Annotated in this window: 16 protein-coding genes; 9 read left to right on the top strand and 7 right to left on the bottom strand. The window is 38.7% G+C overall.

The genetic code is table 11. The features are described from left to right. Window positions 1–6 precede the first annotated feature (6 nt). Genes ACKTS5_RS06335 through ACKTS5_RS06320 form a run of 4 tightly spaced genes read right to left on the bottom strand, consistent with a single transcriptional unit; the run spans window position 7 to window position 3,405 of the window. Entirely contained in the window at window positions 7–759 is a 753-nt protein-coding gene (locus tag ACKTS5_RS06335; RefSeq protein WP_408043008.1) for a hypothetical protein, read from the bottom strand. A 3-nt stretch (window positions 760–762) separates the two neighbouring features. Next, window positions 763–2,139: a DUF5723 family protein gene (locus ACKTS5_RS06330; RefSeq protein ID WP_408043007.1), complete on the bottom strand. Its 1,377-nt coding sequence runs from the start codon at window positions 2,137–2,139 to the stop codon at window positions 763–765. Further along, window positions 2,139–2,690, bottom strand: coding sequence for a hypothetical protein (locus ACKTS5_RS06325; protein ID WP_408043006.1), 552 nt, complete (start codon window positions 2,688–2,690; stop codon window positions 2,139–2,141). The genes ACKTS5_RS06330 and ACKTS5_RS06325 overlap by 1 nt, the downstream gene beginning before the upstream one ends. Window positions 2,691–2,727: 37 nt before the next feature. After that, the gene (locus tag ACKTS5_RS06320) at window positions 2,728–3,405 is read right to left on the bottom strand and encodes a YjjG family noncanonical pyrimidine nucleotidase (RefSeq protein WP_408043005.1); all 678 of its coding nucleotides are present in this window, start codon (window positions 3,403–3,405) and stop codon (window positions 2,728–2,730) included. 223 nt (window positions 3,406–3,628) lie between these two features. Here ACKTS5_RS06320 and ACKTS5_RS06315 point away from each other — a divergent pair, with 223 nt between their 5' ends. From ACKTS5_RS06315 to ACKTS5_RS06295, 5 genes are all read left to right on the top strand, one after another. Further along, window positions 3,629–4,648 carry a helix-turn-helix domain-containing protein gene (locus ACKTS5_RS06315; protein ID WP_408043004.1) on the top strand — a complete coding sequence of 340 codons (1,020 nt, stop codon included), beginning with the start codon at window positions 3,629–3,631 and terminating at the stop codon, window positions 4,646–4,648. A gap of 62 nt (window positions 4,649–4,710) precedes the next feature. Then, window positions 4,711–5,298: a hypothetical protein gene (locus tag ACKTS5_RS06310; protein WP_408043003.1), complete on the top strand. Its 588-nt coding sequence runs from the start codon at window positions 4,711–4,713 to the stop codon at window positions 5,296–5,298. After that, window positions 5,240–6,007 (top strand): hypothetical protein, encoded by a 768-nt coding sequence (locus ACKTS5_RS06305; RefSeq protein WP_408043002.1) that lies wholly within the window; start codon window positions 5,240–5,242, stop codon window positions 6,005–6,007. Before ACKTS5_RS06310 ends, ACKTS5_RS06305 begins: the two co-directional genes overlap by 59 nt. A 105-nt stretch (window positions 6,008–6,112) precedes the next feature. Next, on the top strand, window positions 6,113–7,261 hold the full coding sequence (locus tag ACKTS5_RS06300; protein WP_408043001.1) for a glycosyltransferase: 1,149 nt from the start codon (window positions 6,113–6,115) through the stop codon (window positions 7,259–7,261). Beyond that, entirely contained in the window at window positions 7,239–8,504 is a 1,266-nt protein-coding gene (locus tag ACKTS5_RS06295; RefSeq protein WP_408043000.1) for an MATE family efflux transporter, read from the top strand. Before ACKTS5_RS06300 ends, ACKTS5_RS06295 begins: the two co-directional genes overlap by 23 nt. Here ACKTS5_RS06295 and ACKTS5_RS06290 read toward each other — a convergent pair. From ACKTS5_RS06290 to radC, 3 genes are read right to left on the bottom strand one after another with little or no spacing between them, the layout of a single operon-like run. Next, a complete protein-coding gene (locus tag ACKTS5_RS06290; RefSeq protein ID WP_408042999.1) occupies window positions 8,476–9,381 on the bottom strand; it encodes a GNAT family N-acetyltransferase in 906 nt (301 codons plus the stop codon). The two genes, ACKTS5_RS06295 and ACKTS5_RS06290, sit on opposite strands and share 29 nt — an antisense overlap. Next, window positions 9,378–10,685 (bottom strand): polysaccharide deacetylase family protein, encoded by a 1,308-nt coding sequence (locus ACKTS5_RS06285; RefSeq protein WP_408042998.1) that lies wholly within the window; start codon window positions 10,683–10,685, stop codon window positions 9,378–9,380. Before ACKTS5_RS06285 ends, ACKTS5_RS06290 begins: the two co-directional genes overlap by 4 nt. A gap of 24 nt (window positions 10,686–10,709) precedes the next feature. Then, a complete protein-coding gene (gene radC / locus ACKTS5_RS06280; protein ID WP_408042997.1) occupies window positions 10,710–11,396 on the bottom strand; it encodes a RadC family protein in 687 nt (228 codons plus the stop codon). Between the two features lie 95 nt (window positions 11,397–11,491). Between radC and trkA the strand changes: the two genes are divergently transcribed. From trkA to ACKTS5_RS06260, 4 genes are all read left to right on the top strand, one after another. Then, window positions 11,492–12,838: a Trk system potassium transporter TrkA gene (trkA, locus tag ACKTS5_RS06275; RefSeq protein ID WP_408042996.1), complete on the top strand. Its 1,347-nt coding sequence runs from the start codon at window positions 11,492–11,494 to the stop codon at window positions 12,836–12,838. Beyond that, window positions 12,838–14,337, top strand: a complete 1,500-nt coding sequence (locus ACKTS5_RS06270) for a TrkH family potassium uptake protein (protein ID WP_408042995.1) — start codon at window positions 12,838–12,840, stop codon at window positions 14,335–14,337. Before trkA ends, ACKTS5_RS06270 begins: the two co-directional genes overlap by 1 nt. A 227-nt stretch (window positions 14,338–14,564) precedes the next feature. Beyond that, window positions 14,565–15,161: a phage tail protein gene (locus tag ACKTS5_RS06265; RefSeq protein WP_408042994.1), complete on the top strand. Its 597-nt coding sequence runs from the start codon at window positions 14,565–14,567 to the stop codon at window positions 15,159–15,161. 21 nt (window positions 15,162–15,182) lie between these two features. Beyond that, a complete protein-coding gene (locus ACKTS5_RS06260; RefSeq protein ID WP_408042993.1) occupies window positions 15,183–15,770 on the top strand; it encodes a phage tail protein in 588 nt (195 codons plus the stop codon). The last annotated feature ends 29 nt before the right edge of the window (window positions 15,771–15,799 follow it).

Raw genomic sequence — 15,799 nt, 5'->3', positions numbered from 1 at the left:
TTTTTTTTATAGTTTTATCGGAAGATGACTTTTCTTTAGCTTACCAGTACTGTCGTAGTACTCGACAAACCATAAAACTCCTTCTTTATACACCATTCCCTTTTTTGAGTTCAACAAAAACAAATCTGCACGACTCGTTTTTAGTAAGCGGTATACTACGTTTCCTTGTGGATCCTTTACCACATAGCCAAAATCGGTTTGATTTAGCTCATAACTATTTGCGGGTTTCGCTTTATTTAGTTGCTCCTTCTCCTTAGTCTCCGGCATCACCTCTTTGGCAACAGCTACGGTTACGGATTCAGCAGGCTTAGCAAGTGCTACTGTTGAATTCGGATTGTATTTCACTTCCTTCATACTGCGAAACGCTTTGCGTATCGCTTCATTATAGGCCATTTTATAATCCTTGTGCCTACTCATTCCTTCTGCGGACTTGTAAAGTACTCTATTTTGACAATCACGAAGCTCGACAACACTTCTGGTTTTAAACAAACCAGAATTATCCTTGATATTCGCTACGAGCGATTTACATCGGTTATTAGAAATTTCTTCTGGCAATTTATCGGTATCAAAAAAAACGGTATACCCCAATTTTTCAAAGAAAAATTTTGTGAGGGAGCTCGTTTGATACTGATCTGGTTTTTTAACAAAATCGAGTTGCTTGGGTACTATAACATACTTATAACTCGTCACTTCTTCTTGAGCCAACGTACTTAGGGAACACAGAAGTCCCATAAGTACAGGTATAAATTTTATTCTCATTAATTAATTAAATAGTAAGTTAAATCCTAACTGAAAAGCCACGTTGTTTGCCGATGCCAAATTAGGTAATTGGAAAATATTATCAATGGCCGTATACATGTTCACTTTTCCTATTTTTGCAGAAACTCCTAGTCCTACATTAGAATACGAAAAATCATCTACGGTGTAGGTTACTTTCCCCGCGAGTCCTTTCAACAAGCGCTTCTCGTAAAATCCAGTCAAGGCAAATTTAGGCCCAGTAGGTCGTGTTACGACAAATACCTGTCCTCCTATCGCATTGTCAAAATAGTCTTCATAGCTCATATCATAACAAGTTTCCTCACGTCGCGTCCTCCCCCAACTGTGCTTAACTGATCCGTTAAACTTTACAGGACGAGCTACCGTATACGACTCTCTATTTTCTTCACTTGGAACCTTCGCTTTAAAATCGTTGTTTAGGTTCTCCCAGTAATCTGTTGACGAAGAATCGTATTGAAACTCAACTCCTGAAAAGGAATAACTTCCTTTTATTTGACCATTCCTAACATCTTTGCTGTAATTAACAAACCCTAAATCGAGTATGCTTGCAGAAAATTCGGTTTGGGCATCCAATTTATAGGTGATCCCTAAATCAAGTCCCAGTCCTAAATTCCCTCCGAAAAACAACCTTCCTAAAACGGCACTAGCACCAACTCCTTCATCATTCTCGTTATACAATCCAGAACTATACGCTCGGATATCCACGTTGTTGAGATAGTGGGTGTAAATATTATTTTGTCCTCGACGCGTTGAAAAAGATCCTGAATTGTTCGTACTCATAGCATTCATAATTCCCGAATAAATCTTTAATCGAGCTCCTGCAGTAAGTTTGCGGTTAATTTTTCTGCTAATTCCGAAATGCAAAACACTTAAGGCTTCTGCTTTCACATTGGCTTGAGAAAGTAAAAAACTCTTATTTAAATTCGAAGCATTCCCTTCATTTATCAATGTAAGTATATCCTTAGGAATGTTCGCAAAAACATCCAACTCAGTATAAAAACCGGCTGTTAAATAATGCCTATCATCCAAACGATATCCTCCTGAGAGGATTTCTGTTTGAACATTCATTTGAATATAATCGTTCGTAGTAATGTTATTCAAAGCATTGCGGTACTTGACATTAAAATCTACTCCGTCTTTCAAAAACAAATCAGAAAGCGTAATCCCCGTCATCCCTGTTTGCAACGAAATCCCCGATAGTAACGGTATTCCCACGTGATACTTGTAACTTACGTTTGCTCCTGGATTCAACAATAATGTTTGTGGTAACTCATCAAATCCGTAGAGTACTTGTTTATTTTGTCCATAGGCACTAACAAGCCCCATAGCACCAAAAAAAAGAGCTATTAATTTATTTTTCATTAGTCAATGTTGAAATAAAAAGTTCCTGCTGATTTAAACGTAAATATTTTACGTTCGTTAATATTTATGATTGATCCGTCTGTACTCGGGATTAAAGTAAGTGTCACCTCAATTTTTCGAGACCCGAAAATACTAGCACCTGGAGTGAGTAAAATTTCTTCTCTATGCTTAAAATCCTTTACATTTTCGGCTATTGCTAACTGATTTAATCGGTACGTTTCATTATCAGCATCATCTAAAAATCGAAAATCCAAGGTAAAACGTCGATTAAATGGATTGGTAATTTCAAAATCGATATCGATTTTTTCCATTTCATCGGCAGCAGAATTTTCGAACAATTCGAATCTGGTTTTATCTGTAATAGTTCTCACCTCTACTCCTGCCGCATTGACAAAGGAAGTTTGGTCTAACTTGGTAAACGCCAAAGAGGCTGTAAAAGTTGGCTTCAACACGATGCTATCCGCCTGATCAAAATCGAGTTCTTGTACACAAGAAACTGTACTTATAGCCATAATAATCAGCACTAGAACTCGTAAAAATGGTTTTGTCATAATTCTGTAATAGGGTTATATAGAGAACGATTTAACTTTAAAGATATTGCTTTAATTGCGGTAAGGAGTTCACCGCAATCACCGAGGTATCTGCCGGTTCTTCATCTGAAAAATGAATGGCTTTGATGCCCACATTCAGGGCTCCTAACACATCGGCTTCATAACTATCTCCAATCATAATCGCTTCTGACGGCTCACAATTTGCTTGTTCCAAGGCAAATTCGAAAACCTTCGGATTGGGTTTTTTCACCCCCACACTCTCAGAAGTCACCACTACGGTGAAAAACTCAGCAATTCCAGAAGACTCCAATTTCCGCTTCTGAACTTCATCAAATCCGTTGGTAATGATGTGCAATTCATAGGACTTTTTCAAGTATTCTAATACTTCAATAGCAGCATCAAAAAGGTGATTATAGTTTGGTAAATAATCTATATAATCAATAGCAATTTGTTGGATATCCTCATCTGAAACCTCATAGTTCAAACGGTCAAAACTATCCTTCAAGCGCCTGTATCTCAACGCCTCTTTAGAAATCTTATCATCTCTAAACAGCCTCCAATACTCCAAATTAATAGGACGATAAGTGTCCATAAACAAGTTGAAGTCCAATGGAAAGTCACGTTCTTTAAATATTTGTTTAAACGTCAGTTCAGAGTTCTTTTCAAAATCCCATAGCGTATGATCTAAATCAAAAAAAAGGTGTTTAATCATCATGTTCCAAATTTAAAGGGTTTTTAGCGTAAAAAAACTATTTTAACTAATATTTTCACATTTTACATACGAATAGTATCTTGTGTGCTGAAAATGATTAACAATTGTGGATACCCTTTTTAACTTATTTTTGATTGTTAGTGCCATTCATGGCTTCATATTCAGTAGTTTTTTGTTTTATCAGAAGAAAAAAACTACGAGTAAAAGTTTACTTTTTTTAAACTTAATGATTGTCTGTTTGTCTCTTAACAACTTACAATCGTGGTTACTTGCCAAACAAGACAGCCTACAAATTAGCTATTTAGAGTACTTTCAATTTCCATGGCATTTTTTGATTGCTCCTTTATTTATCAGTTTTCTTTGTATTTACTTAGAACTCAATAACAGGTTACTCATCCTTAAAACTTCTCTTGTCGCTTTTATCATATCAGTAATATTTCAGGGGATTTACTTATTCCAAATTCGCGAACTGGGAATTGCAAACTACGCTTTTCACTACGAACGATACACAACCATCGAAGAAACGGTTAGTTTTTTAGTATCCATTAGTATTTTTGGCTATGCTAGCAAACTCATATATACCAAAGAAATTCTCAAAAAACAGGTCCTCTCCTACGACAACCTCAACTGGCTAAAAACCTTTATTCTAATCGCTGGAGTTTCCTATATTTTATGGGCTGTTGCCCTCTCTTTTGAATACGTATTCAATTTTAAGCAAGTACTCGAGTTTCACTTTCCTTTACGATTGATGACTACTTTACTCATCTATTGGCTCGGTTACCAAGCGCTCTTCGTTATCCGTCAGACCGAAGAACGCAAGCATTTGAGGAATTCTACCGTCACTTTAGGGAGTTCAAAAGATCAAAAATCGGATAAATTTCAACAGGTAGAACACTTCATACTGGATAACAAAAGGTATTTAGATACCCAGTTGACCCTCGAAAACCTCGCAAATGATTTAGTGATGAGTACGAGTTCTTTGTCTAAGTTGATTAATGAGCACAGTCCGTCAAATTTCAATTACCTAATCAATAGTTACCGAGTTGCCTACGCTCAAAAATTACTTTTAGATCCAACTTACAGTGCTTATACCATTACCTCTATTGCCTTAGAATCCGGCTTTAATTCCAAATCTACCTTCTATACTGCATTTAAAAAACATTCCGGGCAAACCCCCACAGAATACAGGGAACACGTCAAAAATACGGAAGTCCCAAATCCAGCAAACCTATCCGGAAATCTCTAAACCGACATATTTCAGACAAGGAACTCAATTTTCACGAGTAACATTGCCTCAAAACAATACTCATGAAAACACTATTCAAAATTGCACTGTCAGTCCTATTACTAATCTCGGTAATCACTGTTCAATCACAAGAAGCAAAACTCACCAAAAGTGAAGCGCCCGAAAAACAACAACGCAAACCTATTAAGCAGCGAAAAAACGAACTTAAAATAGACGCTTTCGATTTGTCTTTTCTCAGTGCCTTGGATTTGTCGTACGAACGAATCACCAGGAATGAATTTAGTTATGGATTTTCAGTACTCGTGAATTTTGACAATACCATAGCTTACAACGAAGACTTTGCCTTTACTCCTTTTTTTAGGATGTACTTTTTTTCAGATGAAAGTTATGGTGCTAAAGGATTCTTTGCTGAATTGTTCGGAAAGTTTGCTGCAGGAACGCAACGTGAATTCAATTTTCTCTTCGACACTACCGATTTTAAACAGCACTACTTTGAAGCAGGGCTAGGTATTGTTGTCGGGCATAAATGGGTACATGACAACGGGTTTACTGTAGAACTCTCCTTAGGAGGCGGTAGAAGCCTCGGTTTTAGTGAAAACTCACCTCAACAACTGTATCGAGGAGGAATTTCAATGGGTTATCGCTTTTAACGAACACTATCGGAAGGGAGGAGACTCACCTGCATTACTTCTCTTCCCTTCTTTTTACTTACAGGCAATTTCTAGGAAACAACTCCTCCACGCTTCTAAACATTTTCAATCAAATTATTACACTATTTTTATCATGAACTCGGTATTCAGACTCTTACATATTTTACTTTATTTTCAGGTGAGCAGCTTACTGGCTCAAGAGGCTTTAAAGGGTACTACCCCACAAAAACTCACAGATGAATTTTCTTCGCAATCCACAAAATACAACGAATTTAACATCGACGCCTTTGACTTGGCTCTGTACAGCGCCATTGAACTCTCTTACGAGCGAATAAGTCCTAAGAACATTGGTTACGGCTGTTCTGTATTGGTAAATTTTTATACAACGGTCGACTATCATCAAGTATTTGCTTGGACGCCTTTCTTGAGGCTATACCTATTGAATCCACCGCGCTTCAAAGGCTACGGGTTCTATACAGAGCTCTTTATTAAAGCCGTTTCGGGAACATTTTATGATACATCTAAAATCAGAGAAAATACCTCTGACTATTTTGATGTCGGTTTAGGTTTGGGGTTGGGCTACAAGTGGAATCCCTTTAACAAATACACAGTGACCATCTCATTAGGTGTTGGCAGACCGCTGGTCTACAACACCAACTCCCCAGATTTAATACAACGAGGGGGCTTGGCTATTGGATATCGTTTTTAATTATTCACGATCACCTCATAGCCTTATAGTAGGACTTGTTCCAAATTGAAAATCGCTACTATTCTTAATATATTCTACTATCTTAGCTCCTTTAAAAATAACTGCGTGCATCCTGAACGATTACATATCTTATTTTTATGTGGTTGGTATCCGTCAAAGGTCCTACCCAACAACGGTGATTTTATAGAACGTCACGCACAGGCTGTTAGTTTGCGCCATCGCGTTAGTGTGCTCCACATTATTACCGACCCCGATGCGAAGAAAGACATTAGCATTGAACGAAATGTTAGCAATAATGTAACCAGCTATATCGCATATCTAAAAAAAACACCTTCTCGCATTCAAAAAGGACGGTTATTTTTTAAAGCATTTAAACAATTATTGACTACAATAGGAAGTTTTGACCTAGTTCACGTCAATAAACTATACCCTTTTGGCCTATTAGCCCTGTATCTTAAGTTTAAATATAAAATTCCATTTATCATCTCAGAGCATTGGACAGGCTACCATGCCCCCCTTTCAAAAGCTTTGAAGTTACCAGAACTACTACTCTCAAAACACATCGCAAAAAAGGCCAGCTACCTTTGTCCAGTTTCCAAGGATTTGGAAAATAGTATGCGCGCATTGGGCTTACAAGGACGTTATTGTCCGGTCCCCAATGTGGTTGATACCGATCGTTTTATTCCAAAGCAATCAGAGAATTCCAAATTGACACTCGTGCATATTTCAAGCATGCTAGATGCACACAAAAACGTATCAGGAATACTGCGAACACTTGATAAACTCAGCTCTTACAGGACTGATTTCAAACTCCTTTTGGTAGGAGAAAATTCCACTCGTTACCAATCCTTAGCCGCCTCCTTACAGTTGACTCCTTATATAGAGTTTCACGATCACGTAACACACGAGCGCGTTATAGAATTTCTACAATCGTCAGATGTATTCGTTTTGTTTAGCAACTACGAAAACCTTCCTTGTGTTATCTTGGAAAGTTTTTCTTGTGGTACTCCAGTAATCAGCACTGATGTGGGCGGTATCTCTGAATTTTTCCCGGAAAACTTCGGTCAGTTGATTCCAGTAAATGACGAAACTGCGCTGTTAGATTTCTTACGTCATTTCAAACCTGTCAGTTCGCAACAGCAGCGTGCCATGCACGCTTATGCCCAACGCCTTTTTAGTTATCAAAGTATTGCGAATCAGTTTACCGAACTCTATTATTCATCTTTGTCTCATGCTGCGAACCTATCTGACTAACTTTCTTCAAAGAGCAGGAGCCTATATCTTTGGGATTACTGTACTCGCTAGGATTTTTTCGTTTGTGGGCTCTTGGTTGGCGCTACAACTCTTACCCAACAAAGCTTTGGGAACCGTCTTGTTTTCCTGGACCATTTTCAGTTTTATTACGCCCTTAATTGGTCTCGGGCTACACCAAGGATACATACGCTATGGCGCCTTAGAAAGCGATGCTTCGCAACGTTCAGCACTGCTGCACTACGTCGTTAAAAAGGGAGTACAAGCATCTGTTATTTTGGCTTTTTTCGTGGGCTTAATCGCTTTTTTTATCCCGTTTTCATTGGATTCTGTTGCAAAGCACTTGCTCTTTTTTTTATTGAGTTTGCCTTTGCTATTCCTTATAGAAATACTTAAAATTAAAGCACGACTAGCGCACGACAATAAACGCGTTGCCTTTATTGAAGGAACGTATCAATTGTTACTACTGCTGTGCATTGCTGTGTTCAGTGTATTTTGGTCGATTCAAGGATACCTATTAGCATTTGTTATAGCCCCCAGCCTTACCCTAGGCTTCTATACGCGTGACTTTAACAATGTATTCAAAACTCCTCAATACGTACCTACCAAAGGCTTTTGGTCGTTCGGAATATACGCAGCACTCTCCAACGTTGCCACCATGCTTCTCTTTTCTATAGACATGTTACTCTTAGGAGAATTACTACACGATCCAGAAATGGTAACACTGTACAGATACCTCTCGTTAATCCCCTTTAGTTTATTGTTTTTACCTAGGGTATTCATGACCACCGATTTTGTGAGTATTACCGAGAACATTTACAATCATAAAGCAACTAAAAACTACATTTACTCTTACCTAAAACTCTTTACTATCATAAGTACAGTGCTTTTCTTTGGAACCTATCTATTCAGAATTCCCCTTTTGAGGTTGTTCGATCCTCAATTCCATCAATACGCAACGAGCTTTACAATTCTAATGTTTGGAATTTGCGGAATATTGCTTTTGAGAGGTCTTTTTGGTAATTTGCTGTCATCGATTGGACTGGCACGAACCAATTACTACCTTACGCTTATCGCTATTAGTCTCAATCTTCTTTCTAACTACTATTTAATTCCTCGCTATCATATACTAGGTGCCGCTATTACCACCGCGAGCATTATGTGGTTTACTGGAATTGCCAGTGCTTGGCTTTTTTACTATAATTACAACAAGCAAATTAGGACTTCACTAACTTCAAAAGCTTAGGAAGTTCGTTGTAGTGCAATTGATAATAATGCTCATCTTTAGCACCAAAGCTCTTGTAGTACTTAGCAATACCTGGCATTGAAGAACCTCCAAAGTCAAAAACATCAAAATGCTTTTGATACTTAAAAATAGCGCGATCATTCATAAAGGTGTTCGCTCCGTTTTTTCTATTTGAAAAATCAGAAGAACAGACGAGTTCAGTAACGCGCTTTTTGTGTTTAAGGAAAAACGCTCCTGCAACCAACTCATTATCCTTGTCGTACACGGTTAACAATTCACCTTTCTTCTCTGCCAAACAATGCTGCATCAACCTCAATAATCGCTGATAATCTTCCGCTTTTATGTGGCGAACTCTTTTACCGACGTTTTTTTCAAAAAGTTGTATTAAGGCATGTGGAGAATCGGACCACTTTTCGGTCAGATCGTGTTTTACTGCTTTTTGTAGTTCTCGCTTTCGATTTCTATTGTATTTGGCCAACAACGCTTCATAAGAAGGAGACAACGACAATATTTGCAACGTCTTGTCTTTTTGGTACTCTTTAAAAAAACTGGGATGATTCCCTGCATTTAATCGGAGCTCCACAAAGCGATAATCGTCGAACAAAGCAATCAAAAACTCGTTCTCATCAACAGCAACTTTACTAAAGATTCCTAATTGAATTAACCACAAGGGCGGATACACGTAAGAAATAAACCACTTACGGCGTTTCGGAATGGGCATCACTGCCTCATAATCATCAAGTACCAATACTTCCCACTGCTCCACTACCTGGTCTAAATACCAAGAAAAGCCAAAAATTGATGATTGCATGGCCTCTTCTACACAGGCATTGTATTTTGCCTCATCCAACGCTGCTCTTTGTACTTTTCGAATCATCCTCTTTTCGCTATTTTTAACATAGAACCGTATAACCTTGACCAACCTCGCCAGCGCAGGTAACCACTCAAACTCTCATTGTGAAATAAGGTTATAAAAACACCTTGTACTTGCTTTACTTCGTTTTTTAAATCTCGTATTTTACCGAGGGCCTGCTTAGGTGTAAGCTTCATATAATCATTCAAAGTAGTATCCATCACGGCAAAAGGAAATACTTTCAATGGCGTTTGTATTTCAAAATCCAAATCGTAAAAATAGAAAGGTGTACAAGTACTCGCTCGAAATCCAGCATGACTGGCATACCCCATTGAATAGTCTTCAGTAATTTCCAAATCAATGAGTTTTTGATAGGTATCGGGTAGTGAAAAACGCAGGTAATGCTGTCTTGATCGTTTAATTGGCAAATTTGTAATTTGCTCTAAACGTTCCTTTTCCATCTTAAGTAAATCGAGATCGTGCATGGTATAAAAAGAAGGGTGTAATCCAACCCTAGCATAATCAACCATATCTTTAATCAATAACTTAAACTTTGTTTTCGAAGCCGATACATTGGTGTCGTACGTAGTATAATCGCCAATCAAAAAGAAAAAAACCGTTCGAACGTCGTGCTCAGCTTTTAGGCGAATTATGCGATCAAAGGTATCAAAAGGATCCTTTTTTATATTAAATCGAACTGCAAAGCGATCCCACAAATTAAATATTTTCAATTCGTATGTATCCTTTAGAAATCCACCAAGAGTACGGATAAAACTTTTGTGCTTATACGCAAAGGCATTGTCTACATCAATCGTAGAAATAAACTGATATTGACGTTTTGTATACTGGTAGTCTGGAAATCGTTTTTGCAACTCCGCTAAGAACTTGAAAGCCCAAATATCTACCACTGGTTTTTCTAAAAACCCCTCTTTAAACGCAATGCTCTCTGCTGCCTCAAAACGGCCATAGTGGTCTTTGATATGAGGTAAATATTCTTCGTACCGAGAAATCAAATAAAAGCTCGCTGCAAAAATATCAAAAGGAATGTCCGATTTCGCCCCTTGTAAAAAGAAACAGGGCACTCGATCCCAACGTTGTACATGAATCTCTACATCGCGTACACCTTGTTGAAACAATAAATCATGACTTTTCACGAAAAATTCTTTTCCCAGCGCAACTTTCGTATAGGAAAACTTCGGACCATTGTGTGCCACAAAGTCCTCTACTCTACTGGTAAAGTCAATCGGAATTTGAAGTATACGTGTCAGTAAGTGTTTAAAAATATAACGAACTCTCGGAGTAATCGTGTGCGAATAAACTAGCAGCATTCCATTTCAATTAAAATAACAAGGCTATAACAAACCTTCATCGGCAAAGCTAAAATACAGTTTTTCCGCAACTATAACGTGGTCCAGTAATCTTAAATCTAACAATTTGCAAGCCTCTTTAACTTTGGTGGTGAATTGTTTGTCTGCTGTACTGGGAGAGACTCTTCCGGAGGGATGGTTATGACACAACACAATTCCGATAGCATTCAAAGCCACTGCATGCTTGATAATTAAACGGATATCCACCAAGGTAGCTGTTAATCCACCTCTACTTACGAGGTATTCCATCAGGATTTTATTTGAATTATTTACGTAGAGCACCCAAAATTCTTCAACGTTCAAATCACTTATCTTAGGGGCCATTACACGCATCACGTCACTGGCGCTTTTGATGTACATCGGCAAGCCTACTTCTTCGTGAATTCGTCGTTTACCCAATTCCAAAGCACTAATTAAGCTAATGGCTTTGGCTTCTCCAATTCCTTTGAGCTGCATGAGTTCCACAACTGTGCGCTGTGCCAACTTTTGTAGATCGTTATCTACGGTAGCCAGCAATCGCTTGGCCAATTCCAAGGCACTTTCATTCTTTCCTCCAATCCGCAGTACTATGGCTAACAATTCAGCGTTAGACAAGTGTTCTTTTCCTTTCAACAACAATTTCTCACGAGGACGATCGTCTTCATACCAATCTTTAATCGATAATTTTTCCATAGCCAAATACTTATAAGTCTCATAAATATACTTCAATTTTTGCACAACCCAAACGAGCACAGTATCTTTGTACCCTATCTTTTTTATTTTTACTTATGAAGATTATCATAGCCGGAGCCGGAGACGTTGGCTTCCATTTGGCTAAATTGCTATCATACGAATCGCAAGACACCTACGTTATCGATTTTAACGGGGAAAAATTAAATTACATCAATAACCATTTAGATGTAATAACCAAAAAAGGAGATGCAACCTCTATCCAACTACTCAAAGAAATTGGGATAGAAAGTGCCGACTTATTGCTGGCAGTAACGGAAAGCCAGAACACCAATTTTACCATATCGGTAGTTGGGAAGGCCTTAGGAGTCAAGAAGACGATTGCGCGTATTAACAATCCTGAATTTTTAAAGAACGATGTGATCAATTTTAAAGATTACGGTGTTGATTTTATGATTTCGCCCGAAGAACTCGCTGCGGAAGAAATAAAACAACTGTTGTATCAATCTTCGTTCAACGACACTGTTGCTTTTGAAAATGGTGTTTTCAATATCATGGGAACCACTTTAGGCTACAAATCTCCAATTCTGGATTTAACCGTTAAGGAAGCCAAAGACAAGTTTTGTTTGGTCGACTTTATTACCATTGCCATCAAGCGTGAGGGCGTTAGTCAAACCATTATTCCTCGAGGAGATACGGTGTACAAGCTCAATGACCAGGTATACTTTTCAGTTCCCAAATACAGTATTAACAAACTCTACCCCATTATCGGTAAAGAACATATAGACATTAAAAATGTCATGATCTTAGGAGGAAGTAGTATTGGGAAGAAAACCGCACGCAACCTCTGTAGAGACGATTTCAAAGTAAAATTAATTGAGCGAAACAAAACCAAAGCACTTCAATTGGCTGAAGACTTGAGAGACACCTTAGTTATATTTGGTGACGGTCGTGAATTGGAACTCCTCGAAGAAGAAAACATCCGCGAAATGGATGCTTTTGTTGCCGTAACCGGAGATTCAGAAACAAACATCATGTCTTGTCTTGTAGCCAAATCAAAAGGAGTAAAGAAAACCATTGCTTTGGTAGAGAATATGGACTATATCAATATTTCTCAAACCATAGGTATTGATACATTGGTCAATAAGAAACTAATAGCCGCCAGTAACATTTTCCGACATATACGTAAGGGGGAAATTTTAGCACTTGCCAATTTGCACAACATTGATGCTGAGGTATTCGAATTTGAGGTACAGCCTGGTGCTAAAGTAACCAAAAAAGTAATTAAAGAATTGCGTTTCCCTCGCGAAGCCGTTATTGGTGGGGTTATCAGAGATGAGAAAGCCTTAATGTCTTTCGGTGATTTCCAACTACAAAGCGGAGACAAAGCCATCGTATTTTGCTTACCCGAAGCAATTTCAACTGTAGAAGATTTGTTTAACTAATGGAAAACTTAAATTTTAAGCTCATCTACCGATTTTTAGGGGTCACTGCCGTCCTAAACGGTTTGTTTATGTGGACTGCCGTCCCATTTAGTTGGTATTTTGATGACAGCGCAGTATTCGGTATTTTAAATGCGGGAATTATTACCATTTCAATTGGTTTGTTGCTGTATTTTTTTAACAAGCCAATCTCAAAAAACATTCAAAAGAAAGAAGGTTATGTCATTGTAACTTTCGGGTGGTTAATGCTTACAATCACAGGTATGCTCCCCTATTTACTCACGGGTTCTATACCGAGTGTTGCCGATGCCTTTTTCGAAACCATCAGTGGATATTCGACCACAGGTTCTTCAATTTTGGCCGATATTGAATCGATGCCGAAAGGAATTTTATTCTGGCGTAGTGCCACGCACTGGATTGGTGGAATGGGAATTATAGTCCTGACCATCGCCATACTCCCTTTACTGGGTATTGGAGGAATGCAGTTATTTATGGCAGAAGCTCCAGGACCATCGGCAGATAAATTACACCCGAGGATCACGGATACCGCCAAGCGTTTGTGGTTAATATACGTGCTCTTGACCTTTGTAGAGTTCTTTTTGTTGAAAATTGCAGGGATGACTTGGTTTGACGCTATTAACCATGCCATGGCTACAGTGAGTACAGGAGGATTCTCTACTAAAAATGCGAGTGTAGCCCACTGGAATCACATGCCGGCGATCCAATATATCATTATTGCCTTTATGTTTATTGCAGGGACCAATTTTGTATTGACCTACTTTGCTTTAAAAGGTAAGATTCAGCGCGTTTTTCAGAATGAAGAGTTTAAATACTATTTGTTTAGTGTGATCGGAATCAGTGTGATTGTCGCCTTGGGAATTCTCTTTTTCCAAGACCCTCACTTACAAACGTCTATTGCCCATCCTAAAGTTTTAGGAGCGACGGAAAGTGCGTTTCGTCACAGTCTATTTTCTGTAATTTCGGTTATGACCACCACCGGATTTGTCACCGCAGACTTTACCATGTGGAACTTTTTTATCACTGGTGTTTTCTTCGCATTGTTCTTTTTAGGTGGATCGGCAGGGTCTACTTCGGGAGGAGTGAAAATTGTACGTCATATAATCATGCTAAAAAACAGCTTTTTAGAATTCAAAAAGTCGTTGCATCCCAATGCAATCATACCTGTGCGTTATGACGGTAAGGCCGTTTCTCAAACGATTGTTTTCAACATATTGTCATTTTTTATTTTGTATATGTTGATCTTCATTTTAGGAACAGTAACCTTAGCTTTTATGGGCTTAGATATTCAATCGGCTCTGGGTGCTTGTGCTTCCTCATTAGGAAACATAGGTCCTGCTATCGGTAGTGTGAGTCCGGTAGATAATTTTGCCCATTTGTCAAATAGTGCAAAATGGTTTTGTTCTTTTCTCATGCTTATAGGACGACTGGAATTATTTACAGTACTGATATTACTCACTCCTTTCTTCTGGAGAAAAAATTAGTACTCGTCAACGATATACATACAACACTTAAGTCACCTTTTCCTACGAAGGTGACTTTTTCTTTTACATACATTCCTTTTATCATCACAGTCACACCTTATTATTATACACTCAGGTATCTAAATCCTATACGGTAGTCTATTCAAAGTACATTTGATTTGAAATTGAATTTTGTTAATCACGAAAGTCAAATTTCAAATGTAACTACTAACTAAACCTACCACATTATGGATCAATACTTAGGACAAATACTGTTGTTCGCGGGTAATTTTGCCCCCAGAGGCTGGGCTTATTGCAATGGACAACTGTTAGCCATTTCTCAAAATGACGCCTTGTTTTCACTCTTGGGAACGACCTACGGTGGAGATGGCAGAACCACCTTTGCCTTACCAGATTTACGAGGAAGAGCCCCTATACATTCCGGTACCGGCCCTGGCCTTACAACAAGAAGACCTGGAAATCGATCAGGAACCGAGACCAGTGCTCTTAACACTCTTACGATGCCTAACCATTTTCACATGACAACACAACTACTCCACGGAAAAGTACAAGTCAACGCCGTTGAAGATGATGCCAATTCTGATGAGCCTACTGACCATTATCTCGCCATTCCTAACATCGAAGGAACCAACCAAATTTACAGTTCTAACCCAGCTGAATCTGCTATGAAGACCTTTGCTCCTGTCATACCGGAGGCAACGGCTCCTAGTGATACTATAACACTTGAAAATACGGGAAGCGGTAGAGCATTCAATAATATGCAACCAATTTTATGCATTAACTATATCATCGCGTTGGAAGGAGAATATCCTTCGCGCTCATAACCACAAAAACTACATTTTATTATGGAACCATTTATCGGACAAATCATGATGTTTGGAGGCAATTTCGCCCCTAGAGGTTGGGCGTTTTGCGATGGCCAACTACTCAGCATTGCTTCAAATACAGCGCTCTTTTCAATTTTAGGAACCACGTATGGAGGTGACGGAAGAACTACTTTTGCCCTTCCAGATTTACGAGGGCGAGTAGCCGTACATCCCGGAACAGGACCTGGATTGTCGACACGAAGATTGGGACAACGAACGGGAACGGAATACAACGTATTAAGCGTTTTAAACCTGCCCTCACATACGCATACCGCCACCTTTAAACCCTACAGTTTTCCAATAGCTATACCCGCCGTGGACGACGATGCTAATTCAGATGAACCCACAAACAATGCTTTGGCAATCCCCAATATTGGCGGTGGTAATCAAATTTATAGCACTGCGGCACCTGACACACAGTTAGGACCCGACAGTGGTGAAGTTCAAGTTGGCGGAAATGTTACTGTATTCAATACTGGTGGTAGTCAACCCTTAAACAATATGCAGCCCTTTTTAGCAACGAACTACATTATTGCACTGGTAGGACTATTCCCATCGAGAAGCTAATAACCCAAACACTATAAAAACTTTTGAAA

Source organism: Tenacibaculum litopenaei (assembly GCF_964514025.1).
Classification (GTDB): domain Bacteria; phylum Bacteroidota; class Bacteroidia; order Flavobacteriales; family Flavobacteriaceae; genus Polaribacter; species Polaribacter litopenaei.
The sequence above is the reverse complement of the archived record's forward strand: the minus strand, read 5'-3'. Positions and strand labels throughout refer to the sequence as shown.